At 64.6% G+C, this 25,558-nt stretch carries 27 protein-coding genes and 1 tRNA gene; 7 read left to right on the top strand and 21 right to left on the bottom strand.

Annotated elements, in window-relative coordinates; all coding sequences use genetic code 11:
- Window positions 1–17 precede the first annotated feature (17 nt).
- From ASH04_RS09105 to ASH04_RS09090, 4 genes are all read right to left on the bottom strand, one after another.
- Entirely contained in the window at window positions 18–602 is a 585-nt protein-coding gene (locus tag ASH04_RS09105; protein ID WP_057473309.1) for an EI24 domain-containing protein, read from the bottom strand.
- Window positions 599–949: a hypothetical protein gene (locus tag ASH04_RS09100; protein WP_057473308.1), complete on the bottom strand. Its 351-nt coding sequence runs from the start codon at window positions 947–949 to the stop codon at window positions 599–601. The genes ASH04_RS09105 and ASH04_RS09100 overlap by 4 nt, the downstream gene beginning before the upstream one ends.
- Window positions 946–2,706: a TIGR03767 family metallophosphoesterase gene (locus ASH04_RS09095; RefSeq protein WP_235579972.1), complete on the bottom strand. Its 1,761-nt coding sequence runs from the start codon at window positions 2,704–2,706 to the stop codon at window positions 946–948. The genes ASH04_RS09100 and ASH04_RS09095 overlap by 4 nt, the downstream gene beginning before the upstream one ends.
- A 139-nt stretch (window positions 2,707–2,845) precedes the next feature.
- Window positions 2,846–3,313, bottom strand: coding sequence for a universal stress protein (locus ASH04_RS09090; protein WP_027497473.1), 468 nt, complete (start codon window positions 3,311–3,313; stop codon window positions 2,846–2,848).
- Window positions 3,314–3,423: 110 nt separating this feature from the next.
- On the opposite strand from ASH04_RS09090, the gene ASH04_RS09085 reads away from it, so the two are divergent.
- The gene (locus ASH04_RS09085; protein ID WP_027497474.1) at window positions 3,424–4,146 is read left to right on the top strand and encodes a GAF and ANTAR domain-containing protein; all 723 of its coding nucleotides are present in this window, start codon (window positions 3,424–3,426) and stop codon (window positions 4,144–4,146) included.
- 11 nt (window positions 4,147–4,157) lie between these two features.
- On the opposite strand, the gene ASH04_RS09080 is transcribed toward ASH04_RS09085, so the two are convergent.
- The 3 genes from ASH04_RS09080 to ASH04_RS09075 form a co-directional block, all read right to left on the bottom strand.
- Entirely contained in the window at window positions 4,158–5,624 is a 1,467-nt protein-coding gene (locus ASH04_RS09080; RefSeq protein WP_057473307.1) for an MFS transporter, read from the bottom strand.
- Window positions 5,625–5,679: 55 nt separating this feature from the next.
- Entirely contained in the window at window positions 5,680–5,832 is a 153-nt protein-coding gene (locus ASH04_RS26470; RefSeq protein ID WP_155288446.1) for a hypothetical protein, read from the bottom strand.
- 71 nt (window positions 5,833–5,903) lie between these two features.
- On the bottom strand, window positions 5,904–6,371 hold the full coding sequence (locus ASH04_RS09075) for an NUDIX domain-containing protein (protein ID WP_032399938.1): 468 nt from the start codon (window positions 6,369–6,371) through the stop codon (window positions 5,904–5,906).
- Between the two features lie 162 nt (window positions 6,372–6,533).
- On the opposite strand from ASH04_RS09075, the gene ASH04_RS09070 reads away from it, so the two are divergent.
- The gene (locus ASH04_RS09070; RefSeq protein WP_027497477.1) at window positions 6,534–7,175 is read left to right on the top strand and encodes a ScbR family autoregulator-binding transcription factor; all 642 of its coding nucleotides are present in this window, start codon (window positions 6,534–6,536) and stop codon (window positions 7,173–7,175) included.
- On the opposite strand, the gene ASH04_RS09065 is transcribed toward ASH04_RS09070, so the two are convergent.
- Complete coding sequence (locus ASH04_RS09065) at window positions 7,153–8,067, bottom strand: AfsA-related hotdog domain-containing protein (RefSeq protein WP_048318625.1); 915 nt, start codon at window positions 8,065–8,067, stop codon at window positions 7,153–7,155. The two genes, ASH04_RS09070 and ASH04_RS09065, sit on opposite strands and share 23 nt — an antisense overlap.
- A 273-nt stretch (window positions 8,068–8,340) precedes the next feature.
- Window positions 8,341–8,413 (bottom strand) — tRNA-Asn (locus ASH04_RS09060).
- A gap of 182 nt (window positions 8,414–8,595) precedes the next feature.
- Between ASH04_RS09060 and ASH04_RS09055 the strand changes: the two genes are divergently transcribed.
- On the top strand, window positions 8,596–8,841 hold the full coding sequence (locus ASH04_RS09055) for a hypothetical protein (RefSeq protein WP_027497479.1): 246 nt from the start codon (window positions 8,596–8,598) through the stop codon (window positions 8,839–8,841).
- Here ASH04_RS09055 and dnaG read toward each other — a convergent pair.
- The 7 genes from dnaG to ASH04_RS09020 are packed head-to-tail and all read right to left on the bottom strand — an operon-like array spanning window position 8,838 to window position 16,310.
- The gene (gene dnaG / locus ASH04_RS09050; protein ID WP_032384555.1) at window positions 8,838–10,754 is read right to left on the bottom strand and encodes a DNA primase; all 1,917 of its coding nucleotides are present in this window, start codon (window positions 10,752–10,754) and stop codon (window positions 8,838–8,840) included. The genes ASH04_RS09055 and dnaG overlap by 4 nt on opposite strands.
- Window positions 10,755–10,796: 42 nt before the next feature.
- Window positions 10,797–12,071, bottom strand: coding sequence for a deoxyguanosinetriphosphate triphosphohydrolase (locus ASH04_RS09045; RefSeq protein WP_027497481.1), 1,275 nt, complete (start codon window positions 12,069–12,071; stop codon window positions 10,797–10,799).
- Window positions 12,072–12,788 (bottom strand): YdcF family protein, encoded by a 717-nt coding sequence (locus tag ASH04_RS09040; RefSeq protein WP_027497482.1) that lies wholly within the window; start codon window positions 12,786–12,788, stop codon window positions 12,072–12,074.
- Between the two features lie 55 nt (window positions 12,789–12,843).
- On the bottom strand, window positions 12,844–13,452 hold the full coding sequence (locus ASH04_RS09035; protein ID WP_032368166.1) for a response regulator transcription factor: 609 nt from the start codon (window positions 13,450–13,452) through the stop codon (window positions 12,844–12,846).
- Window positions 13,449–14,558, bottom strand: a complete 1,110-nt coding sequence (locus tag ASH04_RS09030) for a sensor histidine kinase (RefSeq protein WP_057473468.1) — start codon at window positions 14,556–14,558, stop codon at window positions 13,449–13,451. The genes ASH04_RS09035 and ASH04_RS09030 overlap by 4 nt, the downstream gene beginning before the upstream one ends.
- A gap of 46 nt (window positions 14,559–14,604) precedes the next feature.
- Entirely contained in the window at window positions 14,605–15,399 is a 795-nt protein-coding gene (locus ASH04_RS09025; protein ID WP_057473306.1) for an ABC transporter permease, read from the bottom strand.
- Window positions 15,396–16,310, bottom strand: coding sequence for an ABC transporter ATP-binding protein (locus tag ASH04_RS09020; protein ID WP_027497486.1), 915 nt, complete (start codon window positions 16,308–16,310; stop codon window positions 15,396–15,398). Before ASH04_RS09020 ends, ASH04_RS09025 begins: the two co-directional genes overlap by 4 nt.
- A gap of 122 nt (window positions 16,311–16,432) precedes the next feature.
- Here ASH04_RS09020 and ASH04_RS09015 point away from each other — a divergent pair, with 122 nt between their 5' ends.
- The gene (locus ASH04_RS09015) at window positions 16,433–18,460 is read left to right on the top strand and encodes a TPM domain-containing protein (RefSeq protein ID WP_057473467.1); all 2,028 of its coding nucleotides are present in this window, start codon (window positions 16,433–16,435) and stop codon (window positions 18,458–18,460) included.
- A 69-nt stretch (window positions 18,461–18,529) separates the two neighbouring features.
- Here the strand turns inward: ASH04_RS09015 and ASH04_RS09010 are convergent, their stop codons facing one another.
- A complete protein-coding gene (locus ASH04_RS09010) occupies window positions 18,530–19,915 on the bottom strand; it encodes a glycine--tRNA ligase (RefSeq protein ID WP_032368169.1) in 1,386 nt (461 codons plus the stop codon).
- Window positions 19,916–20,160: 245 nt separating this feature from the next.
- On the opposite strand from ASH04_RS09010, the gene ASH04_RS09005 reads away from it, so the two are divergent.
- Together ASH04_RS09005 and ASH04_RS09000 are read left to right on the top strand one after the other, a co-directional pair.
- A complete protein-coding gene (locus tag ASH04_RS09005) occupies window positions 20,161–20,571 on the top strand; it encodes an ArsR/SmtB family transcription factor (RefSeq protein ID WP_032368439.1) in 411 nt (136 codons plus the stop codon).
- Window positions 20,568–21,008 (top strand): Fur family transcriptional regulator, encoded by a 441-nt coding sequence (locus ASH04_RS09000; protein WP_027497490.1) that lies wholly within the window; start codon window positions 20,568–20,570, stop codon window positions 21,006–21,008. Before ASH04_RS09005 ends, ASH04_RS09000 begins: the two co-directional genes overlap by 4 nt.
- A gap of 7 nt (window positions 21,009–21,015) precedes the next feature.
- Here the strand turns inward: ASH04_RS09000 and ASH04_RS08995 are convergent, their stop codons facing one another.
- The 4 genes from ASH04_RS08995 to recO are packed head-to-tail and all read right to left on the bottom strand — an operon-like array spanning window position 21,016 to window position 24,062.
- On the bottom strand, window positions 21,016–22,023 hold the full coding sequence (locus ASH04_RS08995; protein WP_235579971.1) for an iron-siderophore ABC transporter substrate-binding protein: 1,008 nt from the start codon (window positions 22,021–22,023) through the stop codon (window positions 21,016–21,018).
- Between the two features lie 33 nt (window positions 22,024–22,056).
- Window positions 22,057–22,461 (bottom strand): hypothetical protein, encoded by a 405-nt coding sequence (locus ASH04_RS08990; protein ID WP_027497492.1) that lies wholly within the window; start codon window positions 22,459–22,461, stop codon window positions 22,057–22,059.
- Window positions 22,454–23,272 carry an isoprenyl transferase gene (locus ASH04_RS08985; protein WP_045841262.1) on the bottom strand — a complete coding sequence of 273 codons (819 nt, stop codon included), beginning with the start codon at window positions 23,270–23,272 and terminating at the stop codon, window positions 22,454–22,456. Before ASH04_RS08985 ends, ASH04_RS08990 begins: the two co-directional genes overlap by 8 nt.
- Window positions 23,229–24,062, bottom strand: coding sequence for a DNA repair protein RecO (gene recO / locus ASH04_RS08980; RefSeq protein ID WP_008715506.1), 834 nt, complete (start codon window positions 24,060–24,062; stop codon window positions 23,229–23,231). Before recO ends, ASH04_RS08985 begins: the two co-directional genes overlap by 44 nt.
- A gap of 72 nt (window positions 24,063–24,134) precedes the next feature.
- Between recO and ASH04_RS08975 the strand changes: the two genes are divergently transcribed.
- Window positions 24,135–25,556 carry an amidase gene (locus ASH04_RS08975; RefSeq protein ID WP_057473305.1) on the top strand — a complete coding sequence of 474 codons (1,422 nt, stop codon included), beginning with the start codon at window positions 24,135–24,137 and terminating at the stop codon, window positions 25,554–25,556.
- Window positions 25,557–25,558: the final 2 nt, after the last annotated feature.

Below are 25,558 nucleotides of genomic sequence, written 5' to 3'. Positions count from 1 at the left end.
GATTTCGCGAGCGCCGATCAAGTCCCTACCACCTTGCGATACAGAGCCGACCAATACACCAGCAGTGCAGCAGCATTGGCCCCGAACCACAGCCACGTCAGGAATGCCGCTACCACGCCGGTGACGAAGAATCCCAGCACGAGGGCCACCACCCAGCCGAGTAGGTAGGCGAGGATCGTGATGACAGCCGCTGCGGTACAGCGCCACGGGGATTGCTTCACGGTGTGTAGTGCAGCGCGCAGAGGGTTTCGGCGACAGTCCACTGCCGCTGGAAGTATCAGCAGCGCAATGACTATGACGATAACAGGGAGCGGGGGGAAGAGAATTGCGAGCGCAACGGCCGCCCCGGTCAGCACCACGCACCACGCCAGTACCCGCGGTCGTCGCCACGTCCGGCTCAGTGCACCCGACACGTTGCCGTCCACCACATCGAGTGCCGTCGAGGCGGTGAACCATAGGGCGCACACCACCGTTGCGGCGGAAACGACGACCAACGCAGCGAATCCGAGGGACGACGCCGGAGCCGGATCCCCCACCACGGTCAGCGCCTGAATCAGAGCCGAGACGATAACCACCGATGCGAGCGGTGGCACCTCTCTCATGGCGCACCGACCGTCGAATTGCGGTCGAGTACGTCCTGCACCGAACCCGAGTAGAGAACGGTTGCGCCGACCTTCACTTCGACGGTACTGGCATCGTCGGACGTGGCCGTACCGTTAATCGTCTCGTTACCGGTTGTCGTCCCGGCACATTCGATGTCCGCCCCGGTGCCCGAGCACACGGGCGCAACGAGGATCTCGATTCCTTGATCGAACAGCACGTCGTTCACCGCGTAGCGGAGGTTACCGAGTTCCGCTCCCCCGACCGGGGCGAGCGCAGCGGTCTGCGAGCACCCCGCGCAGGCCAGCACCGCCGCCACCGAGATGAGATGTCTACGAACACCGTTCATCGTCCCTGCCTCGTCTCGTACGCAATCAGTCTGGCGTGCTCGTCGAGGTGTTGCTGTTCCAGAGCGGCGTCGGTGATGGCGCTCAGGTCGAACGGCGCGGGCAGGAGGAGTTCGGTGTTGCGGTCGAGGCTCGAACCTCGTCGCATCAGCGGATTCTCGGCCCAGTCGTTCGCAGCCAACTCACGACTACGCGAGGCGAGGTCCAGGTAGCTGCCGCTGTTCCCGGGCGTGATCGGCGACGCGTGATCGAGCACGGTCGTGAACAGCGACAATGTCCCGTCTCTGTTGTCGACGATCTCCACCACCTGCTGTTGCTGCGGAAAGTCGATGCACGACGCGGTGGTGATCTCCCAGAACCCTCGTCCGTCTCGCGAATGCGCCACGATTTGATTCTGGTGGGTGTGACCGTTGAGCCAACCGATCACCACAGGATATTTCAGAAGCAGATCGATGAATTCGTCTGCGACGTACAGCTTCACCGACTGTCCCGGCCGCTGTGCACGGTTCTCCAAAGTCAGGCTGTTGTGGTGGGTGTAGATCAGGACGAGCTTGCGTTCGGCCTGCGCCTTCTCCAATTGCTGAGTGAGCCAGTCGAACTGGTCCTCGGGCACCGCCCCGTCGGGGCCGGCGACGGCGTTGCACGTGTCGAGTCCGAACGTGCGAACGTTCGGAGTCGGGTCCGCCGCCCACCAGGTTTCACCCGAGTCGAGGTTGTGCTGGGTGAAACCGTGCCCGATCGGCCCTGGGGTGGGAGTCGTCTCGAAGTGCTCTTGCATGAACTCACGCTGCTCGAAGAGATACCGAGCCGGATCCGCCGACACTGCCCGAAACCCGGGCCGGGCGCCGGATCCGACCCCGAGCGCATCGACCATCCTCTGCAGCGGACTACCCGTCGACGCGTACCCGGCCAATGCCGAGGTGGCCGTCGCTTCGAGTGTGTACGCCTTGCGTCCGCCGACCGCGAGGGCATGCAGCTGAGAGGAGAGATCGAACGTGCCGAGCAACAACGTGTCGTGATTGCCGTAGACGGAATACCACGGGACGGGTAGCCCCACCGATTCGACGGTCCCCGACATCGCCTGCGTCAACAGATCGGGAAGCGTCGGAAATCCGTAGTCCCCGAACGACCCTCCCGACGGATCGCCCGGCCGATACGCCCACTGCGCCTCGGGCCACGCTTGCACGCCCTCGAAGACGTCGGATGCGCCACTCGTAGGCCGGACCGCGACGCCGTCGAGAACGTCTATGTACCAACGAAGTTCGAGATGAGAATGCATGTCGGCGCTGTCACCGGTGACAACCGCGGCCCCCATGGGAGCGCCGGTGACCGAACTGATTCGTGCATCCGCAAATGCCTTCACCATCGCTGCCGTGACGTGCACGGTCAGCGGGTCCTGCGGGTGGAAGGCCGAGCCCCACGCCGCATGGTCGGAGACGATCATGGGCTCGATCCGACCGGGCGATTGCGCATCGATGACATGCATGTCCGACAGGTGCCCCAGGTAGAGCAACGACCGCCTGGCCTGCACCCGAGACGCGCTGGGTGCCCGCCCGAGGATGTCGAGGCGAGGGACGTAGGGCTCACCCGGCCCCGCAGCAAGCACCCGGTACCGACCGGGGCCGGTCGACGATCTCAGGATGGTCTGCGCCAGCGTTCCGCCGACATCTGTCTCTCCTGAAGCCGGCTGCGCCCGAGCGACAAGGGCGTGGCCCAGAACCTGCGGTGCGACTCCCCATGCCGCGGCGAGGGTGCCCACCCGGGTGACGAATTAACGACGCGACAGACCAGCCATGGAACTCCCCGAATCCGAGAACCGCACCACATACGCCTCGCATCCGACGAGGTGACTGCCTATTTTTACAGGGAAAACCGCGGACTGGTTGGAATTCGAGCCTTCATGGCACCACTGTGACCGGCCAGCGGCCCGCCTTGACCAGTCGCACTGCCACAGATCCCGCCAATCGGTGCCCGGCGCGTTCGGAGGCCCCCACCACGACGGCGTCGGTGCGGAGTCCATCGGCAACCGCGACGAGTCCGTTGTAAGGATCACCCTGCGCAGTGCGGAATTCCCAGCGAACCTGCTCTCGCTCCCCGAAGCGGGCCACCGAGGTTCTGATGTAGTCGAGGAGTTCGTCGGCGATCTGTCGGCCCGTTTCCACCATCGAGATCCCCGCCTGGCCCCACGACGCGGTGGCGATGGGCTGCACGTAGACCAGCACCAGAAGCGATTGTTGCCTACGGGCCAGTCCTCCGGCGTATGCGGCGGCCCGCCAGGACGAATCCGAGCCGTCGACGCCCACCACGATGGACTTCGGGCCGTCGTGGCCGTACTCGAATCCCGTAGATTCCTGCGCATTGCTCACGACATGAGGCTACTGCCAGCCCGTTGGTGCAGGGACCCCGGCGCAGGGCGGTACGGTTGATGTGCTGCGCAACCGGTTTGCCCGGCATGCGCCACACGACGGGAGAAGCAATGACCGACGACGAACAGTTCGACGCTCCGTCGACCGACCCGGCAACTGTATTCGCCGCTCTGGCCGACATCGTGTATCGCGGCAGTAGCGCAGAAGAGGTCTACACCGCTATCTGCAACGCCGCGACGATGGTTGTCCCTCACTGCGATCACGCGAGTCTCATGTTGTTGCGCCACGGAAAGGCCGTCACCGTCGCGGCCTCGGATGACGTGGCACGCGTCGTCGACGACATCGAACGCGCCACAGGTCAGGGACCGTGCCTGGATGCGCTGACCACCGAGGCCGTCCAACTCGAGCCGGATTTCAGCAGCCCCACCCAGTGGCCCGCAATGGCTCGGGGTGTCCTGAACCGCACGCCGGTCCGGGGAGCGATGGGGTTCCGCCTCAAGGTCGACGAGCAGAAGGTGGGTGCTCTCAACCTGTTCACCGACACCGCAGGTGCCTTCGATGCCGACACCGCCGACAAAGCCGTCATCCTGACTGCATTCACTTCTGTGACGGTAGGGGCGATGCTGAACGGCCAAGAGGCATCGACCTTGCGCGACGGCCTCGAGAGTAACCGTGAGATCGGCAAGGCGATCGGCCTCATCATGGCGCTGCACAAAGTATCCGACGAAGAAGCGTTCGCACTGCTCCGCAAATCGTCGCAGGATCTGAACGTCAAGATCGCCGATCTCGCATCGACGGTCGTCCAGCGGCACGGCAAGGGCCTGTCGAGCTGAACGAGCCGAGATCAGTGACCGCTCTGCACCTTCTTCGGTAGAGCGAACACCAACGCCAACGCAACGACGCTGAACGCGGCACTGACGGCCATGGCCATTGCGGCACCGTGCAGGAAGCCGGATCCCACGGTATCGGGGCCGGTGATGGTGAGTGAGCCGAACAGCACACTACCGATGACTGCGATACCGATTGCGGAGCCGACGCGCTGCATCGTCGAGATGACGCCGCTCGCGGCCCCTGCGTCGTCGCGGTCGACGGTTGCGACGATGAACTGCGCGTTGGGAGCGATGAACGCGCCGTTGCCCAAGCCCGCGATGAACAGCGGGACCAGCAGAGTCCAATGGGAGATGGTGTCGGCGGAACTGGTCGCCAAGATGATCCACAGCCAGATCAAACCGATCGACACCAGCGATGCGCCGAGGATCAGTACGGTGCGGCCGAGTCGGATCGTGAGCTTGTTGCTCTGCGAGGACGCGATGATGCTGCCGATCGCGAACGGTATCGAGACCAACCCGGACGAGAGGGCCGTATTGCCGAGCCCGGTCTGCCACAACAACGAGATGGTGAAGAAGATGCTGGTGAACGCTGCGAAGTACACCAGCGCGAGAATCACACCGCCGGTGAATGCCGGTCGGGTGAACAGTCGCGGCGGCACGAGCGGATTGTGTCCGCGACCGCTGTGGATCACCTCCCACCAGCCGAACACTGCAATCAGGCCCACGCCTGCAGCAATGGTCACGTAGGTCCAGAACGGCCACCCGAGCTCCTGGCCTTCGATCAGCGGTACGAGTAGCGCGATGAGGCCGGCGGAGATCAGCACCAACCCGAGCCAGTCGATGCCAGGCCTTGCAGTCGGCTCGGATTCATCCTTTTTCGGCAGCAGAACCGCCGCCGCGATCAGACCGACGATGCCGATCGGCAGGTTGACCCAGAAGACCAACCGCCAGCCGTTCTCCTCACCGAAGGCCTGGATGATCAACCCGCCGACGATCGGCCCCAACGCAGTCGACACACCGATGACCGCACCCATGATCGCAAATGCCTTGCCGCGCACAGGACCTGGAAACAGCAGTTGAATGAACGCTGTGACAGCGGGCACGAACATCCCGCCTGCCAGACCCTGAACCACTCGGGCAACCACCAACTGCAGATCGTCCTGAGCGAGTCCGCAGGCGAAGCTGGCCACCGTGAACAGAGCGAGGCCGGTGAAGAACACCCACTTGTGCCCGATCCGATCCCCGACCTTGCCCGCCGGAATCAAAGCGAGACCGAACGCGAGCGCGTAGCCCGAGATGATCCACGACAGAACGGATTCCGATGCCTCCAGCGTCGTGCTGATCGTCGGCAATGCGACGTTGACGATGGTGGTGTCGAGCAGGGCCATGAACATGCCGAGCAACAGAACCACCAGGGCTTGCCAGGCGCGCTTGGGTACCTCGATCGCCGGTGGGGTCGCTGACGCAATACCGTCGGTCACTGCACTGCCCTTCCTAGTAGTCGCTGAGCAGTATCGACCGAACGGTCTGGTATTGCTAGCCGATCATTGCGGACGCGGCGAACATCCAGGACAGGCCGGTGGCCAGAGCCACGAACCCCGAGGCCACGATTCGACCTGCCCACTGACCTTCCAGCAGAGCCGTTTCCACGCGAGCCGTGTCGGCGTCGGTCGTCTCCATCGGTGTCATGTTCCACTTCCCACCCTGCATCCGCGGCCGTCGTTTCCGGCCGCCGGATACCCCCGGATTCGACGCCGAAACTAGCGCAACTCCACAAAGGCCTCCACCGCGTCGAGAAATGGGTGCTGCGCGGCCAGTAGCTTTGTCCTCGCCAGCGGCACCGAAAACCATTCGATGCGGTCTACCTCGGGAAACGATTGCATCTTTCCGGATTTCGGCGGCCATTCGATCTCGAATGTGTTGCTCATCGCAGTGGAGACATCGAGGTCGGACTCGATCCCGAACGCGGTGACGATCTTCCCGCCGCGCTGTGTGGCGGTGCCGAGCTCGATGGGGTTGCCCGCAGGCACCTCGATGCCGACTTCCTCTCGGAACTCGCGCTGAGCCGCGGTCCACGGGTCTTCGGCCTCGGTGAACTCCCCCTTCACTATCGACCACGCACCGTCGTCCTTCCGCGCCCAGAACGGGCCGCCGGGATGGGCGATCAGAACCTCCACCACGTCGGCGTTCACCCGAAACAGCAGAATGCCCGCGCTCTTGTTGACCATGTGATGAGCGTGCCATCAATTTGCACGCTCACCGTCATCCCCCATCACCATTCGAGCAGGCGCGCACGGTTCGCCCCTTGGGCATCGACACCGATTTTCGTTGAATTGCCGTCTTTTGACTCGGAGAGTGCCGCGAAAGCGGGTACCAGCTATTGTCTACCGATGCAAGAGCGCGCAGAATCGACCAGGCAGGCCGTACTCGTGGGAGCCGCATCGAGCTTCGACAAGTTCGGCTACGGCACAGCCAGTCTGAGCACCATCATCGCCAACGCCGGCGTCAGCAAGGGTGCGATGTACTTCCACTTCTCGTCGAAGGAAGATCTGGCGCAGGCCGTGATCGAGGCACAGATGGCTCTTGCCACCGCTGCCACCGTCACCATCATCGAAAGCACACCGAAGGCCATCGATGCCCTGATCCTGATCACCAAGGAGTTGGCGCGTCAGCTGCAGACCGACCCCATCGCACGTGGCGGCATGCGGTTGACGTTGGAATCGACGACGGCTCAGAATCCGAATGCGCAATCGTTCGACGACTGGATCGGAATGATCGCGAAGTTGACCGAGCGCGCCCGGACCGAAGGCGACATCGTCGACGACGTGGACACGGCCGCACTCGCCAGGATGATCGTTGCATCGTTCACGGGAGTTCAGACCGTCTCGGAGATGCTCACCGGACGCGCCGACCTCCAGCTTCGGATGACCGAGATGTGGCACCTGTTGCTACCGTCGATCGCCCCTCGCCGGCGACTGGCCCGGATACGAGCGGTAGCCGATGCACCGCTCATCGACTGGAACGATCGCTGAGCGGTAGCCACGGTTCGGGTGTCGCCGTGACGGACATCGCCGAGAGCACGACCCCGTCGTGCTCGAACTGAATGCGGTGAATGCCGTCGGTCGTGTCGCTGTCGACGATGACCGTGCACGGGTTGGCCCATTCGGCGAACCCCAAGAACCTGACCTCGAGGGACGTGAAGTCCAGTCCCACGCAACCGGTGGCCAAACGCAACGCCTGACGGGCGGCTTCGAGCATGGTGACGCCCGGTAGGTATTCCACCGAATGATCGAACATCGCCAGGTTCCGCGGATCCGGAGCCACCACGAGCGTCCCGTCCGAGGTATGACGAGCCAGTACGACATCTGAGGGGTCGAGACGGCCGACTCCGGCCGGTTCTACCACCTCGGTTCCGGCGGGAAGGTACCGAAAGTGTGGGTCGGCCATGGTCGGCTTGCGGACCTTGGAGTAGACGTCCGGTCCGATGGGACGCACGGACGCCGTTCCGGAGGCGACGACCTGACCGCGGTTGAGCAGTCGAGCCGACAGCTTCAGGTTGTCCAGCGACTCGTCCTCGAATGTGCGGTCGGTCGTGATCGACTCGGCGACAAGCGAATCGTCGATGTTGTCGACCGACAGCAGGTCGAGAATGTCGAACCGGAAGTGCTCGATGTAGACCACGTGGTCGAGCGGGACGTCGTGTTCGACGTGACAGAACAGGCTCACTGCCTGCCGCAGCGCCTCGGCGATCATCAACGAATCGTGGGTGCGACGTACCGGCACGAACATGCGATGCGACGTCGGCAGCTGTACCGCCGCACGATGCATACCGTCGACCGTCTCGTAGTCGGTCAACAGCACGTCCGCCGGAGAGCGCCGATGCACGAGCTGGCGTGGAACGGTGGATGCGTAACTCAAACTCACTTCAAAGCCCCTTAGAACCCGACCGATCCGTCTTTTTCCAGCACTTCCGAGCGTCCCGGATCGCACGAACAGTATGTCGCGAGACACCGACAAAACTGGCATCCGTCGACCTGATTCATTCGATCGATATACAGAAGATTCGGTCACGATCTGATAGCTGTCCGGGACTCTCGGTACCACGTGTGCGGTACGTTCTCGCCGACCGACCCGGTCACGGGCGAGCGACCCCGGACAGCAAAAATCCCCGCCCGGACAAGCCGGACGGGGACTGCGCTCCCCCACCTGGACTCGAACCAGGAACCCTTCGATTAACAGTCGAATGCTCTGCCAATTGAGCTATGGGGGATTACCTTGCGGCGTCACACTCTCGTGCGAGCCGTTGGAAACAATAGCGCACACCCCCTTGTGAGTACCAAATCGGGCCCACGAGAGCGCCGGAACAGCTTCCGCTGTGTACCGAATCGCCCTGCTCGAGGTTCGTCGGGCAAGATGGAAGAACGGCCGCACGCTCTACGGAAGGACCCACTGATGATTCGTTTGGTACTGGCGGCTGGAGCTGCATATGTACTGGGAGCCAAGGCCGGACGGGGCCGCTACGAGCAGATTCGCAAGACGGCCAGCGCCGTCGCGTCGAGCCCGGCCACCAAGAAGGCCATCGAGGTCGGCCGTCAGAAGTTGTCCGACTCTCTGAACACGCAGCCGAGACTCGAGCCGATGAAGCCGGTCGACGACGAAGACCAGGTTTTCGTCCCGCGCGATCAGCTGCGGCGCTAACCGACCTCGGCGACGCTTCCCACGGCGAGTTCGAGCAGGCTGCGGCGGTACTGCTCGAGGGCGATGAGATCACCGAACAGGGCGTTGTAGTCGTCCGGCTTCTCCGCAGGCGACATGCGCTGCAGCTTGGACTTCAGTTCGGCGACCTGTTGGCCCACCCACACCTCTTGAAGCCGGGCGAGCACACCGGAGATGTAGCGCGTGAGAGCGTCGTCGGCCACGCGCATCGGATCGACGGCCAACTCCGTCACCAACGACACCACCACGGCGTCCTTGGCCTGCTTGGCCACTGCGTCGACCCACTCCCCACCGCCCAGGCCCGCGGCAGTGCCGCCGGCCGCGGCCACGGCATCACGCACCGCGGCGTACGCCGGATGATGAAAGCTTTCGGGTGGCAGCGAATCGAAGACGGTGCCGGCGACCGCGGGCATCTGCAGCACCGCTTTAAGGGCCTCTCGTTGCGGCCACAGCGTCGGATCGGTGGGGTTCGGACGCGGCGGCCCGGTGGGGGCTTCCGTCGGCGCTGCCTGACGCTTCTCGAAGGGCACGCGTTTACCGCTCGTGTCGCCTCGGGCACCCTTCTTCGCCTCGTCGCGCACGCGGGCGAGCACCATCGCAGTGTCGTCCCAGCCGGTCCACCCGGCGAGCTGCCTGGCGTACTCGTCCCGCAGTGAGGCGTCCTTGATTCGCGCGACCACCGGAACAGTGCGCTTGAGCGCTTCGACGCGCCCCTCGGGCGTGTCCAGATCATGCTCTCGGAGCAGCGATTTGACGACGAAGGCAAACATCGGGGTCCGCCGGGCCACGAGATCGCGAACAGCGTTGTCACCGGATTTCAGGCGCAGGTCGCACGGGTCCATTCCGTCGGGTGCGACGGCGACGAAGGTCTGCCCGGCGATCTTCTGATCCCCCTCGAACGCCTTCATGGCCGCGGCCTGGCCGGCGTCGTCACCGTCGAAGGTGTAGATCACCTCACCGCGAAAGTAGCTGTCGTCCATCATCAGTCGGCGCAGCATCGCGAGGTGGTCTTCGCCGAACGCGGTGCCACAGGACGCCACCGCGGTCTTGACGCCGGCGAGGTGCATCGCCATGACGTCGGTGTAGCCCTCGACGATGACGGCCTGATGCGACTTCGCGATCTCCTTGCGCGCGAGATCCAGCCCGAACAACACCTGAGACTTCTTGTACAGCATCGTTTCCGGAGTGTTGATGTACTTTCCGGGCATCGTGTCGTCGTCGAACAGTTTGCGTGCGCCGAATCCGATAACGTCGCCGCTCTGACTGCGAATGGGCCACACCAATCGGCGCCGGAATCGGTCGATGGGTGTGCCGCGCTTGCCCGGGGTTGCCAGGCCGGCGTCGACTATCTCCTTGGCTTCGAAGCCCTTGCCCAGCAGATGTTTGGTGAGGGTGTCCCAGCCGTCGGGTGCGTATCCACAGCCGTAGGCCAGCGCGGCGTGGCCGTCGAAGTTGCGTTCGGTCAGGTAGTCCCGGGCGGCCTGGGCATCGGGCCCGCTGAGCCGACCGGCGTAGAACTCCTGAGCCGCCGCGTTCGCGGCGATCAAGCGCGCTCGGGTCCCGCGGTCACGTTGGACCGATGGCCCTCCGCCCTCGTAGGAGATCGAGTAGTTCAGCCGATCGGCGAGTTGCTCGACGGCCTCGACGAACGAGATGTGCTCGATCTTCTGGAGGAAGGAGTAGGCATCACCACCTTCGCCGCAGCCGAAGCAGTGATAGTGGCCGTGATTGGGCCGAACATGGAACGACGGGGACTTCTCGTCGTGGAAGGGGCACAACCCCTTCATGGAGTCGCCGCCCGCGCGCTTGAGCGAGACGTAGTCGCCGACTATGTCTTCGATCCGTGTGCGTTCGCGAATGGCGGCAATGTCACGTTCAGGAATTCGGCCGGCCACGACTGGAGTCTAGCGTCGAACAAGACGCCCGACACCCGTCGATCAACCCCAGCTGGCCTGAGCCCCGAGCGACCGCTTGTCCACCAGTTCGAGTCGACTCTCGGTGTACGACGCGATCTGATCCACGACGACGCGAGTCCGTTCGGCGTCGCTGTTCGCGCGTTGCCACGCGGGCACCAGGATGGGATCGAGTTCGCCCGGCGCCGAGCGCATCAACCACTCGGCGACGCGATGGATCCGGTCACGTTGACGTTCCTGCCGAATCTTGTGCCCGGCGTCGGACATGACGTACCGCAGTGCCATCGTCTTGAGCAGAGCCACTTCGGACGCGACGATCGACGGCACCACGAGGTCGGCGTCGTATCGCGTCAACGCTGCCGTGCCGTACTTCTGGCGGGTTCCGTCGATGGCAGCCGTGGCGAATCGCCCGACCAGCTCGCTCGTCATGTGCTTGAGCGCCACGGATGCGGTGAGGGTGCCGTCGTATCTGCCGACCGCGACGACGACGTCCATCTTGGACAGCCGGCTCGCCGCCTCGATCAACTCGTCGACGTCGAGTCCGCGGAACTCCGAGACACCGAGTTCGGCCAGTGCCCGCTGCTCGATCGGATCGGATAGTGCACGCAGGTCGATTCTGGCGTCGATGACGCCGTCCTCGACGTCGTGCACCGAGTAGGCGACGTCGTCGGACCAATCCATGGTCTGCGCTTCGAGGCACTTGTGCTTGTCCGGTGCACCGTCGCGTACCCAGCCGAGAATGGCCGAGTCGTCGTCGTAGGCACCGAATTTCGCGCCCGGCGCGGGCCTGGTCCACGGATACTTCATCGCGGCGTCGAGGGCGGCGCGGGTGAGGTTGAGCCCCGCGCTGTTGCCGTCGGAGTCGAGGATCTTGGGCTCGAGGCCGGTCAGGATGCGCAGGTTCTGCGCGTTGCCCTCGAATCCGCCGCAGTCCTGGGCCACCTCGTCGAGGGCTCGCTCGCCGTTGTGTCCGTAGGGAGGATGACCGATGTCGTGTGCCAAGCCCGCCAAATCGACCAGATCGGGGTCGCTGCCGAGCCCCTCCGCGATGCTGCGCCCGATCTGCGCGACCTCGAGCGAATGCGTCAACCGGGTGCGCGGGGTGTCACCGTCGCGGGGCCCGGTCACCTGGGTCTTGTCCGCCAGACGACGCAGGGCAGCACAGTGCAAGACCCGCGCTCGATCTCGCGCGAACGCACTCCGATGCGAGGCGTTGTCCGCCCCGGATCGAAGCCCAGCGGTCTTGGGCGGTTCGGGAACGAATCGTTCGACGTCGTGCTCGGAGTATGTGCCGGTCATCTACTGGCCTGCCGTGTAGGAGAAATCAGCGGTGAAGTGCGTCAACTGGTACCACAGCAGCGCGCCTGTCTCCCTGGCTATTCCGTGCGCCTGCGACTCGCGGGTGTAGACGGCAGGCCCGGTGCGGGTGGGCGACGTCCACGCATCGAGATCGGCGTCGCGCGCCATGGTTCGGGTGCGCAGCGAGTGCCACGGATCGCTGACCAGCACCACCGATGTCTTGCCCTGATCTCGTAGCGTGGCACTGACGGCTTCGATGCTTTCGAGGGTGTCCGATCCGGTTTCGACGGCCACGATCGCGTCGGCAGGCACGCCCTGATCTATCAGGTAATTGCGACCCGACGCCGCCTCGGTGAACAGGTCACCTTCTTGTTTGCCGCCGACGGTGACGATCTCGGGAGCGATGCCCTGCTCGTACAACGACGCGGCCTGCGCCAAGCGTGCCTCGAACACCGTCGAGGGCGTACCGCTGTACTGCGCAGCACCGAGTACGACGATGGCGTCCGCCGCAGTATGGTCGTCGATTCGAGCCACCTGCCACACGCGCACCGCGGTGCCTGCCACCAGAACGAGGGCCATCAGTATCACTCCCGCGACCAACCGACCCGTCCAGCGTCCGAGCGTTCCGAAGAAGCCCAGCCGCTCGGGACCGGGGTCCGGGGCATACCGGTCGTCGTACGGGTCGCCGTACGAATCTCGGTCGAGAGTTGGATTCACCCCTCGAGTTTGCCAGGCCCGCGCATCTTCGGCGGTCACGGCGCGCCTCGGAAGGTCAGAGCCACCCGCGGTCCTCGGCGACTCGGACCGCTTCGGCCCGGGTGCTGGTGCCGGTTTTTCCGATCGCCGAAGAGAGATGGTTGCGCACTGTCCCTTCCGACAGGTGCACCTGCGCCGCGATGGCACCGGCCGTTCCACCCTTCGACGCTGCGCGAAGAACTTCCTGCTCACGGGCGGTCAGCGGCGAGACGCCCTCGGTGAGCGTCTCGGTGGCGAGCGCGGGATCGACGACGCGCAGACCCATGTGGACCCGTCGCACGGCATCGGCCAACTGTTTGGCTGGAGTGTCCTTGACGACGAATCCGGAGGCTCCGGCATCGATCGCACGGCGCAGATATCCGGGCCGGCCGAACGTCGTGACGATCAGCACTTTCGACTCCGGTACCGCCTGAGCCAGCTCGGCGGTGACGTCGATGCCGTTCTTGCCCGGCATTTCCACGTCGAGCAGCACGACGTCGGGTCGATGTTCGAAAACCGCCGCCACCACTTCGTCGCCTCGTCCCACCTCGGCGACGATGTCGAGGTCGTGTTCGAGCCCCAACAATGCCGCGAGAGCACCACGCACCAGCGCCTGGTCGTCGGCCAGCAACAGTCTGATACTCATGGTGCCGAGACCTCCACCTTGAATCCGCCGGTCGGAACCCGGGCGACCGTCAGTGAACCACCGGCAGCGCTCACGCGTTCACCCAACCCGCGGAGCCCGTTTCCTCCACAGTTTTCCTCGGCCGGCCCGCATCCGTCGTCGACGATGGAAATGCTCGACGGCGTCAGCATCACTCGGCAGTGGCGTGCGTGGGAGTGTCGCACCACGTTGGTCACCGCTTCGCGCAGGACCCAGCCGAACAGTTCGCGGTGTCGCAGTGGAACGACGTCGGCATCCGCGGGCAGCTCGACGTCGATGGCTGCAGCCAGCAGAGCTGTTCGTGCGCTTGCCAGTTCGGTGCCGATGTCGATTTGCCGCATGCCGCCGACGGTGCTGCGAACGTCGGCCAGTGCTTGCCTTGCAAGGGTTTCCACCTCGGCGATCTCGACAGCTGCTCGGGCAGCATCGATCTCGAGCAATCTGCCGGCCAGTTCACTCTTGACAGTGATGACGGTCAGGGAATGCCCGAGAATGTCGTGCACGTCTCGGCTCATCCGCTCACGTTCGGCGACGATGGCCAGATCCGCCAATTGCTGCCGCGCCACGGCCAATTCGTGGTTGCGCTGGAAGACCTGGGTGATACCCCACGCGGCGGCCGAGCTGATCAGCAACTGAAACGCGAAAAAGTTGTCGGGCTCCCAGGACGGGATGACCCGCGGTGCCACTTCGATGGCCACCACCATCACCGCGACCAAAGTCCATGCCTGCCGAACCGGCAGCGTCATCATCGCCAGCACCGCGATGTAGATCGTTGCACCGAATCCGGTGGTTCCGATCAGCGCGCTCATCGCCGCGGTCAGGGCCAGCATTGCCGCGAGCGCAATCCAGGCCTGCCGTACCGGCAGCGGGTGTCCGCGGCGGTGACCGTTGCGAAAGCGCCAGAAGGTGGCCGTGAACACGACTCCGAACCCGACGATCGCGGCAATACCGAGGACCCGTGCCGCCACAAATTCCAACGACAGAATCTCGTTCAACGGATAGATCAGGTATATCAGCCAGATGGCTCCGAACATCCAGCCGTACCGCCAAACCCTGCCCTCGGGGAGGTCGGCGGTGAACGTGGTCATGTCGCCCACGGTATCTCCGTGGGCGACACGATCGGTGGTTTCCGCGTCAGGCACGCTTGGTGTCTTTCCGGAACAGCAGCGCCGCTCCTGCGATGAACACCACCGCCCACACCGCCAGGTTGACCACTGCGACGGCGAGGATGCCTGCGTCGGCCGAGGTGAACGGAGCCCGGGCCACAGTCGCCAGACCGTACAGCGGGGTGAACTTCGCCAGCATCGGGAACCAGCCGCTGTCACCGAGCGGGACGAACAATCCGCCGGCCAGAGCGAGGAAGGCCAGTACCGGTCCGAGGATCTGCATGACGTTCTCCGAGGGCAGCAGGTACCCCATGAACAACCCGAATGCGGCGAACACCGCAGATCCGAGCCACGCGATCACTCCGCACGCGAGCCACACCCAGATCGGCATGTCGGCTCCGAAGAATGCCGCGACGACGAACACCACGACGATCGCTGCAGCACCCATCGTCATGGCGACGAGCATCTTGGTGACGATGTAAGCGACAGGTTTGAGCGGAGTCAGTCGCAGCTGCCTGCTCCAGCCCTGAGCGCGTTCGACGGAGACCATCGCTCCCCCACTCGTGGTGGCCAGCATCGCTCCGTAGACGGCCATGCTGATGGCGATGTAGCCCGTGACGTTGCCGTGCGCGAAAGGGTAGTTGGTCCGGTAGTCCGACTGCGTCCCGAAAATGACGAAGAACACCGGGGGCATGACCAACGTGAAGACCAACGTGCGCTTGTTCCGGAACAGGCGACGGATTTCGAGTCCGAGGAACGTGGGCGAAAATCCGCCGTACGCAACGGCTCTGGCAGCGGTGGGGCGGGGCGAGGTCGTGGTCATCGGATACTCCCGGCGAGTTCGGTGTCGGCATCGGTGGTCAGGGCGAGGAAGGCGTCCTCGAGGTTGCGCGAGACGATTTCGAGATCGGTCGCATGCGCGTCGTTGAGCAGGTAGCGGGCAACGCAGTCGGAGTCGCGTCCGTGCACGATCACCCGGTCGCCGCGCGTCTCGACCCGGTCGACTCCGGGAAGAGCGAGCAACGTGGACCGGTCGACACCGGGCAGAGTGGCGGTGACCGTGCGTCCCGCCGCGAGATTCTTGACCTCGGCGGCGCTGCCGTCGGCAACGATCTTGCCGTGCCGCACCAGGACGATCCGGTCGGCGTAGGCATCGGCCTCGTCGAGGTAGTGCGTTGCGAACAGCACCGTTCTGCCGGTGCTCGCGTCCTGGCGAATGGCGTTCCAGAAGTCACGACGACCCTCGACGTCCATGCCGGTGGTCGGCTCGTCCAACACCAGCAGATCCGGGTCGGGCAACAGTGCAAGTGCGAATCGCAGTCGCTGTTGCTGGCCGCCGGAGCACTTGGCCACTCGCCTGTCGCCGATGTCGGCGATGCCGGCCCGAGTCAGCACTTCCTTCACCGACCGAGTTCGGGCGAACAGGGCCGCGGTCAGTTCGACGGTTTCGCGGACGGTCAGGTCGCGAAGAAGTCCGCCGGTCTGCATCACCGCCGAGATGCGCCCCTGAGCGATGGCGTCGGCGGGCGTTCCTCCGAACACCGAGACCGTCCCGGTGGTGGGTGTGGCCAGGCCGAGCATCATGTCGATGGTCGTGGTCTTGCCGGCACCGTTCGGTCCGAGAAAAGCGACTACCTCGCCCGGCTCGATGGACAGGTCGATTCCGTCCACCGCACGGACCGATCCGTATGTCTTCGTGACGCCTCGCAGTTCGACTGCCTTCGTTGTGGTCATGACAGCTACTCTGCTGCGATCCGAGCCCGACCACCTCGACCGAGCGTCACGATTGCACGATGACAACTGTCATGGATCGACCTGCTCGATTCGGACACGACCCAGCCGGTAGATTTCAGCGCATGGCAGTCCAGCACCGGCGGCACTCCAGCGCCACAGTCCGTAGGTCGGTCCATCGATTCCGTCGCCTCACCGCAACAGGTGCTCTGACCTTGTTCGCTGCGGTTCTCCTCGCCCCCGGCGTCGCCTCCGCCGAGGCACCGTCGCGCCTCGCCACCCAGATCACCGACAACGTGCAGGCACTCGATCCGGACTCGCTGGCCGAGGTGCAGACGTCCATCGACGACCTGTACGGCGGCAGCCAGCTCAGGCTGTGGGTCACCTACGTTGCGGATTTCGACAACATGTCGGCGGCCGACTGGGCACGGCAGACGTACGAACGGAGCGATCTCGGTCAGCGAGACGTCCTGCTCGCAGTGGCGACCGTCGATCGGTCGTACTACCTCGGCGTCAACACCGGGCTCTCACAGATCACCACGGCGGAGCAGGACGACATTCGTGTCAACGACGTCGAACCTGCGCTGGGCGAAGAGGATTGGTCGGGAGCGGCCATAGCTGCGGCCGGCGCTCTCGGCGAGGCCTATGCGTCGAGCGGCGGAGGTGGGTCGTCGGCACCGCTGCTGATCGGTGTCGGGGTGTTGGCCGTCGCAGGCGGCGGAGCTGTTGTCTACTCCTCACGGCGCAAGAAGGCTCGAGTGGCCGCCGAGGTGGAAGCGGTGGCGAAGATCGACCCGAGCGACCCGGCAGCATTGGCCCAATTCCCGATCGACGTTCTCGACACCCGCGCCAAGGAAATTCTGATCGAGACCGACAACGCCGTGCGAGCCAGCGAGGAGGAATTGACCCTCGCCCGAGGCGAATTCGGCGATTCGGCAGCCGCTCCCTTCATCACGGCGTACGACAACGCAAAGAAAGCTCTGGCCTCTGCCTTCGAGATCCGTCAGCGGCTCGACGACGCCATTCCCGAAACCCCCGATCAGCGACGGGCGATGCTCGTCGAAATCATCTCCTCGTGCGGCCAGGCAGATCGCGAACTCGACTCTCGGGTCGAGGAATTCGACGGATTCCGCGACCTCGTCATGAACGCCGGTTCGCATCTCGACGAGCTCACCCAAGCCATCATCGGCTTGACGGTGCGCATTCCGCAGTCCGAAGCCGTACTCGCTCAACTGCATTCGGAATTCTCCGAGACCGCATTGAAATCGATTGCCGACAACGTCACGATGGCCAAGGATCGAGTTGCGCTGGCCGAGGAGAACATCGAAGCCGGCCGCAAGGCCGCAGCACTGCCGCCCGGTAAGCAGGGCCCGGCCGTCACAGCGATTCGGACCGCGGAACGAGCCGTCGATCAGGCGAAGTCACTGCTCGACGGAGTCGACCACGCCCGCGACGACATACGGCACGCAATAGCCACCCTGCCCGACGCCATCGCGGACGTCCGCCGGGACATCGAGCAGGCTCGCGGACTGGCCGAACACGGCGGCACCGAACTGCAGGCGGCGATGACTGCGGCACAGACGGCATTGAAGAACGCCGAGACGGCACAGTCGAGCGATCCGCTCGGTAGTTACACCGCCCTTGCCGCAGCAGATTCCGAACTCGAGAAGATCGTCGACGAAGCATCGGCCGAGAAGGCCGCCGAGGATCAGCTGCGTGCGCGTCTGGAACGCGATATCGCGGCTGCTCAGGCGCAGATCACTGCTGCTGCGGACTACATCTCGACGCGCCGCGGCGGCGTGGGTGCCGATGCTCGAACGCGTTTGTCCGAAGCCGAACGGCATCTCGGTGCAGCTCGTCAGCTCGAGCCGGACAATCCCGACGAGGCTCTCAAGCACGCGCATGCCGCCAGCCAATTGGCTTCGCGCGCATCGCAGATCGCCCAGTCCGATGTGCAGAACTGGGAAAATCGGCACGGCCCACGCGGCGGCAGTAGCGGCGGCAACGTAGCAGGCGCCGTGCTCGGCGGAATCCTGATCAACAGCGTGCTGCGCGGAGGCGGAGGCGGATTCGGTGGTGGATTCGGCGGCGGGGGCTTCGGCGGCGGTGGAGGCGGAGGCGGCGGCTTCGGTGGCGGCGGCGGCCGCTTCTGATTCGACCCAGACATGCGACAGGGCCCGATCTCTCACCGAGAGATCGGGCCCTGTGTATTGCCTACAGCCCTACGCGCCGATCAGACGGGCGGCGATGTAGCCCTCGACCTGATCGAGAGCCACGCGCTCCTGTGCCATCGTGTCGCGCTCACGAATGGTGACGGCGTGGTCGTCGAGGGTGTCGAAGTCGACGGTGATGCAGAACGGGGTACCGATCTCGTCCTGGCGACGGTAGCGACGGCCGATGGCTCCGGCATCGTCGAATTCCACGTTCCAGTACTGACGCAGTTGCTGCGCAAGATCTTTCGCCTTCGGCGTCAGGTCGGCGTTACGCGAGAGCGGGAGCACCGCAACCTTCACCGGGGCAAGACGGCGATCGAGCTTGAGCACGACACGCTTGTCGACGCCGCCCTTGGCGTTGGGAGCCTCGTCCTCGGTATACGCGTCGACCAGGAACGCCATCAGCGAACGCGTCAGGCCTGCCGCCGGTTCGATGACATACGGCGTGTATCGGGTGTCGGTGGCCTGCTCGTAGTAGCTCAGGTCCTGGCCCGACGCCTTCGAATGCACCGTCAGGTCGTAATCGGTGCGGTTCGCGACGCCCTCGAGCTCACCCCAGGCGCTGCCCTGGAAGCCGAAGCGGTACTCGATGTCGACGGTGCGCTTGGAGTAGTGCGACAGCTTTTCCTTGGCGTGCTCGTACAGCCGCAGGTTCTCCGGATCGATGCCGAGATCGGTGTACCACTTCATGCGGTAGTCGATCCAGTACTGATGCCACTCGTCGTCCTCGCCGGGCTTGACGAAGAACTCCATCTCCATCTGCTCGAACTCGCGAGTGCGGAAGATGAAGTTTCCCGGCGTGATCTCGTTGCGGAAGCTCTTGCCGATCTGGCCGATGCCGAACGGCGGCTTCTTGCGTGAGGTCGTCAGCACGTTGGCGAAGTTGACGAAGATGCCCTGGGCGGTCTCGGGGCGAAGGTAATGCAGCCCCTCTTCGTTGTCGACCGGGCCGAGGAAGGTCTTGAGCAGGCCGGAGAATGCGCGCGGCTCGGTCCACGAACCGGGCTCACCGGTCTCCGGGTCGCGGATATCGGCGAGTCCGTTCTCGGGCGGGTGGCCGTGCTTCTCCTCGTAGGCCTCGATGAGGTGATCGGCACGGTAGCGCTTGTGGGTGTGCAGCGACTCGACGAGCGGATCGGAGAATGTCTCGACGTGGCCGGAGGCCTCCCACACCTGGCGCGGCAGAATCACCGACGAGTCGAGCCCGACGGTGTCGTCGCGGCTGGTGACCATGTTGCGCCACCACTGCTTCTTGATGTTCTCCTTGAGCTCGACGCCGAGCGGACCGTAGTCCCAGGCCGACTTCGTACCGCCGTAGATTTCGCCGCACGGGTAGACGAGACCTCTGCGCTTGGCGAGGTTGGCGACGGTTTCGACCTTGGACTTGGGTGCCACTGGCGGAGCTCTCCATCTTCGGTTACATCGTGTAAGAGGTGACGTGGGCGGTTTTCGCCCTGATCAGACTATCTGGCTCGGTCATCGATTCCGAACAGCGGTCGGGCACCGAAATTGACATGCGCACCTGTGCATATCACAATGAATATGATTTGCAATAACGATGACTGCACTAGCCTGAGTTCATGACGTCGACCGTGCAGGGAGAATTCGACAACCGACCGGTGACCGAAGGAGCCGCAGCCATGTCCACGGTGCACACCCACAGAACCGACTCGTCCATGGAGACGGCGGCGCATCTGCAGGATCCGGAACGCCCGGTGCACGACGACCCGTTCGCCGCCGCTCCCCCGGCGTTGCTTCCGCCGAAGGAGACTTTGGCCGCGGCCGGCGACATCCTGCGTGCACTGGCCGCACCGGTTCGGATTGCGATCGTCCTGCAGCTCCGAGAGTCCGAGCGCTGCGTTCACGAACTCGTCGTCGCCCTCGGTGTGACACAGCCGTTGATCAGCCAGCATCTGCGGGTTCTCAAGGCGGCCGGCGTGGTTCGCGGAGAACGTAACGGCCGCGAGGTCCTGTACCGACTGGTCGACGACCATCTCTCCCACATCGTCGTCGACGCCGTGGCTCACGCCGAGGAAGGCCGAAACCTGTGACCGAGAAGACGACCGATACCGCCACTCCGAGACGACCCGTCGTGGTCGGGGTGCGCGCCACCAAACAACGCAGTGCAATCTCGGATCTGCTCGACACCATCGAGGAGTTCAAGTCCGCGCAGGATCTGCACGACGAGCTGCGCAAGCGCGGTGAGGGGATCGGCCTGACGACCGTGTACCGCACACTGCAGACGCTTGCCGACGCAGGAACGGTCGACGTCCTGCGTACCGACAACGGCGAGTCGGTCTACCGGCGTTGCTCCTCGGGCCATCATCACCACCTGGTGTGCCGAGCATGCGGATTCACCGTCGAGGTCGAGGGTCCCACCGTCGAGAAGTGGTCGCAGAGTGTCGCCGAGTCCAACGGCTTCAGCGACGTGAGCCACACGATCGAAATATTCGGCACCTGCAGCCAGTGCAGCACAGCCGGTCACTGAACAGCTCTCACCCCACCGCACCCGCCAGGCGAGGCACTACCGAATCGATGGCGAACGGAATGGACAGAACCGAGTTGTACGTGATCGCCCCACGCTGATCGGTGGACAACGGAACGATGGCGTCGTTGCGGGCGGCTGTCAATGTTCCGAAGATCGGATTCTCCGCCACGACGTCGATGTTTTCGCCGGTGCCGAGATAGAGCACCACATCGGCGTCGAGCTTCGAGATGTTCTCGGCCGAGACCGGAACGAAGAAGTTGGTGCCGTTGTCCTCGGCCAGGATCGGGTCCGGAATTCCGAAGCCCAATGACGTGACGAACGTCCCCCGCGCATCCCCGGGCAGATATGCGCCGAACTGACCGTCGTACGGAAGTACCACGGCGGCAGTCTTACCCGCGAACTCCGGATGTGCGGCTCGAACCTGTTCGAGTGCAGCCGTGGTCTGGGCGTTCAGCTCCTTCCCACGTTCGGATTCGCCCATCGCGCGTGCAATTGTGTCGGTTGCCACCTCGCGATCGACGGCGTAAGCCGCCGATCCGGCCGGTCGAGCGACGGTCGGGGCGATGTCACTGAGTTGCGCGTAGGTGGCCTCGTCGAAGCCGGCGTTCAGCCCGGTGATCAGATCCGGTTGCAGAGAAGCGATCAGCTCGAAGTTCGGTTCGGACTCCGAGCCCAGCAGCGTCAGTGGTGCGTCGCCCACCAACTCGTCGGTCCACGGACCGAGTCCGGTCTCGTAGAAGGTGTATCCGGTGTTTCCGACCGGGACGGTTCCGAGCGCGATGACGGCATCGGCGTCGGACACCCCGAGCGTGACTATGCGGGTGGGCTTCTCCGGAACGGTCGTGCTGCCGTAGATGTGGTCGATGACCACCGGGAAAACACCGTCCGCAGACTGGGCCGCGCTGTCGTCGGGTTCTGCTGTGGAGCAGGCAGTTGCGGACGCGCCGATGGCCATCACCGCCACCACTGCCGTCAGCATTCTGGACACTCGAACCGCCATTGCAACCGCCTTCACGTGAGTTAGTAAAGGCTTACCTTAGACGACCGTTCAGGGCAGCAAACCCTCGCGGGCCTTCTCGACCCCGGCGAGCACCAGAATCAACATCGTCAACATCGCTTCGTCGTCCAACCCGTTGGCCGGAAAGGTGTAGCGCAACAACACATCTGCGAGCTTGTCGTGGGTGTTGACCGAAATCGCGCCGAACTGCGAATCGGCGTTGCGGTCGGCTACCTTCTTGTGTAGTGCGGGCTTGAGCGGTCGATCCCAGGCCAGCACCGCGGTGAGCGAAAGCACCTCGAGCTCCGGCGAGAGCTGCACCGCGCGTAGCGAGCACAGCGCACCTGCATAGTCGAACCCCAGAGACCCTTCCTCACCCACAGTGACAGTGGCGAACTGCGCCAGCGCCAACTGAGCCCGCGTCTGCAAGGTCAGGCCAGATACATCGTCACTCATATTTCACTCCACCGAATCGTCGGTCCCGCGACGCGAATTCGATGCAGGCCTCCCACAGATCTCGACGATCGAAATCGGGGAACAGTTTCTTCTGGAACACGAACTCCGCGTAGGCCGACTGCCACAGCAGGAAGTTCGAGGTTCTCTGCTCCCCCGAGGGACGCAGGAACAGGTCGACGTCGGGCATGTCCGCCTCGTCGAGGTACTTCGCGACGGTCGCCTCGGTGATCTTTTCCGGGTTGATCTTTCCGGCGGCAACCTGACGCGCGATTTCCCTTGTGGCGTCGGCAATTTCGGCTCGCCCGCCGTAGTTGACACACATGGTCAGCGTCATCACCGTGTTGTGCTTCGTCAGCTCCTCGGCCACTTCGAGTTCTTTGATGACGCTGCCCCACAGTCGCGGTCGCCGACCTGCCCAGCGCACCCGCACACCCATCTCGTTCATCTCGTCTCGTCGACGCCGGATCACGTCGCGATTGAAACCCATCAAGAACTTGACCTCGTCGGGACTGCGCTTCCAGTTCTCCGTCGAGAAAGCGTACGCAGACAACCACTGCACACCGATTTCGATGCAGCCACAGACGGCATCCATCAGTACTGCTTCGCCCTGCTCGTGCCCTGCGGTTCGCGGCAATCCACGATCCTGAGCCCACCGGCCGTTACCGTCCATGACCAGAGCGACGTGACGAGGAATCAGCTCCGGCTGCAAGATCGGCGGCCGCGCACCCGAGGGGTGCGGGTCCGGCGGGCGAACCGCCGGCCGTTCGTCAGGCCGGTGTTGCGGCTCGCGTCGTCGAATCACGGTCCCCATCCTGCCCGACGGTGTCGGCGAACACGGAGTCAGGTTGGGCCAGCGGCACCTGGTGTGGATGCGAGCGCTCGATGAGCGGAAGTGTGCGGAGCTGGCGTTCGAGGTGCCACTGCAGATGAGCCGCCACCAGGCCACTGGCCTGCTTTCGGACCGCATCGGAGGTGGTGACGGTGTAGTCCCACTCCCCTCGTTCGAGGGCCACCATCAAATCCAGAACACCGGTCGATGGCGTCGCAGATCCCGGCGGTCGGCAATGCACGCACACAGCGCCACCCGCGGCGACGTGGAACGCACGATGCGGCCCCACCGCAGCGCATCGAGCGCAGTCCGTCAGTGCGGGAGCCCATCCGGCGAAACCCATCGCACGCAGCAGATACGCGTCGAGTACCAACTCGGGCGGCCGCACGTGCTGCGCAAGGGCACGCAGCGCGCCGACGGTCAGCTGATGCAGGCGCTGCGCGGGGGCGTGTTCTTCGCCGGCCAGACGCTCGGCGGTTTCGAGGACTGCGCAGCCGGTGGTGTACCGGCCGTAATCGGCAACGATGTCCCCGCCGAACGCGTCCACCGTGTGCACCTGAGTGACGATGTCGAGGTTGCGTCCGGGATAGAGCAGGACGTCGATGTGCGCAAACGGCTCCAGCCGTGCGCCGAACTTGGACTTGGTGCGGCGCACCCCCTTGGCCACCGCACGGACGATGCCGTTCTCCCTGGTCAGCAACGTGACGATGCGATCGGCCTCACCCAGCTTGTGCTGGCGCAGGACGACTGCGTTGTCACGGTATGGCCTCACGCTCTCCAGTGTCCCACGTGGGCGTCGACGAAGATCGTTCCCGCGCTGACGGTGAGTCGATACTGTGCACACGTGGATTTCCATCGGTCGACACTCGTTGCTCAGGCTGCCGAACTCGCGTCGAGACGCGTCACCTCGGTCGAGGTGGTCACCGCTGCACTGGATCGCATAGAACGCAGTCAACCCACCCTCAACGCGTTCCGGATCGTGCGACGCGATGCCGCCCTCACCGAAGCCGCCGAGGCCGATCGGCTGATTGCTGCGGGCTCGTCCGCTCCCCTGCTCGGCGTTCCGATCGCAGTCAAGGACGACGTCGACATCGTCGGCGAACCGACCGCATTCGGCTGCGCAGGCCGGTTTCCGCTGGCCACCGAGGACTCCGAGGTGGTCCGCCGACTGCGTGCTGCAGGGGCGATCATCGTGGGAAAGACCAACAGTCCCGAACTCGGGCAATGGCCGTTCACGGGCGGATCGTTCGGCCACACGAGGAATCCGTGGCACCGAGACCGGACTCCGGGCGGTTCCTCCGGTGGCAGTTCTGCCGCGGTCGCAGCCGAATTGGTTTCCGCCGCTCTGGGTTCCGACGGTGCCGGCTCGGTGCGCATCCCGGCGTCGTGGACCAACCTCGTCGGCATCAAGCCGCAGCGCGGCCGAATTTCCACCTGGCCCGATGCCGAGGCGTTCAACGGCATCACCGTCATCGGTCCGCTCGCCCGAACGGTGGCCGACGCAGCCCTGCTTCTCGACGTGGTCTCCGGTGGGCACGACGGCGATCTGCACCGGCCGACTCCGCTGACCGTCTCTGACGCCGTCGGCCGCGACCCCGGTTCGCTGCGCATCGCGTTGAGTCTGCGCAAGCCGTTCATTCCGACACCCGCGGCACTGGATCCCGAGATCACGGCTGCGGCGTACGAGATGGCTGCCGTGCTGCGGTTGCTCGGTCACCGCGTGGTCGTCGACGATCCTGCGTACGGAATGTTGTTGGGGCTCAACTTCTTACCGCGGTCGTTGGCCGGAGTCGCGGCCTGGCTCGACCGCCTGCCCGACCCGTCTCTGGCCGACCCCCGCACCCGAGCCAACGCCCGGAGCGGACGCGCCCTCGCCGGCGCACCGCTGCGGGCAGCCCGCGCGGCGGAGCCACGGATAGCCCGCCGCATCGGCCAGTTCTTCGACGACTACGACATCGTGCTCGCCCCGACGACGGCCACGCCGCCTCCGCGGGTCGACGCCATCGACGGCATCTCCAACGCCGACACCGACCGTGTGATCACCGAACACTGCCCGTACACGTGGCCGTGGAACGTCCTCGGTTGGCCCAGCGTCAACGTCCCCGCGGGACTGACGAAAGCCGGTCTACCGATCGGTCTGCAGCTGATGGGCCACGAATCCACAGAGCCTCTGCTGGTCTCGGTGGCCGCTCAACTCGAGAACGTACTGCAGTGGCATCGCCGACGCCCCGAGCCGTGGTGGAACCGGGTGCGCGACACCTCGTAGCC

This window comes from Rhodococcus sp. Leaf233, assembly GCF_001426165.1.
In the GTDB taxonomy this organism is placed as follows: domain Bacteria; phylum Actinomycetota; class Actinomycetes; order Mycobacteriales; family Mycobacteriaceae; genus Rhodococcoides; species Rhodococcoides fascians.
This window is presented reverse-complemented; position numbering and strand designations above follow the sequence as displayed.

Excerpts from the sequence above, each read along its gene's own strand:
- ASH04_RS09105 (WP_057473309.1), bottom strand. The coding sequence starts at position 602 with ATGAGAGAGGTGCCACCGCTCGCATCGGTGGTTATCGTCTCGGCTCTG.
- ASH04_RS09100 (WP_057473308.1), bottom strand. The coding sequence starts at position 949 with ATGAACGGTGTTCGTAGACATCTCATCTCGGTGGCGGCGGTGCTGGCC.
- ASH04_RS09085 (WP_027497474.1), top strand. The coding sequence starts at position 3,424 with ATGACCGACGACGAACAGTTCGACGCTCCGTCGACCGACCCGGCAACT.
- ASH04_RS26470 (WP_155288446.1), bottom strand. The coding sequence starts at position 5,832 with ATGACACCGATGGAGACGACCGACGCCGACACGGCTCGCGTGGAAACG.
- ASH04_RS09075 (WP_032399938.1), bottom strand. The coding sequence starts at position 6,371 with ATGGTCAACAAGAGCGCGGGCATTCTGCTGTTTCGGGTGAACGCCGAC.
- ASH04_RS09070 (WP_027497477.1), top strand. The coding sequence starts at position 6,534 with ATGCAAGAGCGCGCAGAATCGACCAGGCAGGCCGTACTCGTGGGAGCC.
- ASH04_RS09055 (WP_027497479.1), top strand. The coding sequence starts at position 8,596 with ATGATTCGTTTGGTACTGGCGGCTGGAGCTGCATATGTACTGGGAGCC.
- ASH04_RS09045 (WP_027497481.1), bottom strand. The coding sequence starts at position 12,071 with ATGACCGGCACATACTCCGAGCACGACGTCGAACGATTCGTTCCCGAA.
- ASH04_RS09035 (WP_032368166.1), bottom strand. The coding sequence starts at position 13,452 with ATGAGTATCAGACTGTTGCTGGCCGACGACCAGGCGCTGGTGCGTGGT.
- ASH04_RS09030 (WP_057473468.1), bottom strand. The coding sequence starts at position 14,558 with ATGACCACGTTCACCGCCGACCTCCCCGAGGGCAGGGTTTGGCGGTAC.
- ASH04_RS09025 (WP_057473306.1), bottom strand. The coding sequence starts at position 15,399 with ATGACCACGACCTCGCCCCGCCCCACCGCTGCCAGAGCCGTTGCGTAC.
- ASH04_RS09020 (WP_027497486.1), bottom strand. The coding sequence starts at position 16,310 with ATGACCACAACGAAGGCAGTCGAACTGCGAGGCGTCACGAAGACATAC.
- ASH04_RS09015 (WP_057473467.1), top strand. The coding sequence starts at position 16,433 with ATGGCAGTCCAGCACCGGCGGCACTCCAGCGCCACAGTCCGTAGGTCG.
- ASH04_RS09005 (WP_032368439.1), top strand. The coding sequence starts at position 20,161 with ATGTCCACGGTGCACACCCACAGAACCGACTCGTCCATGGAGACGGCG.
- ASH04_RS08990 (WP_027497492.1), bottom strand. The coding sequence starts at position 22,461 with ATGAGTGACGATGTATCTGGCCTGACCTTGCAGACGCGGGCTCAGTTG.
- ASH04_RS08985 (WP_045841262.1), bottom strand. The coding sequence starts at position 23,272 with ATGGGGACCGTGATTCGACGACGCGAGCCGCAACACCGGCCTGACGAA.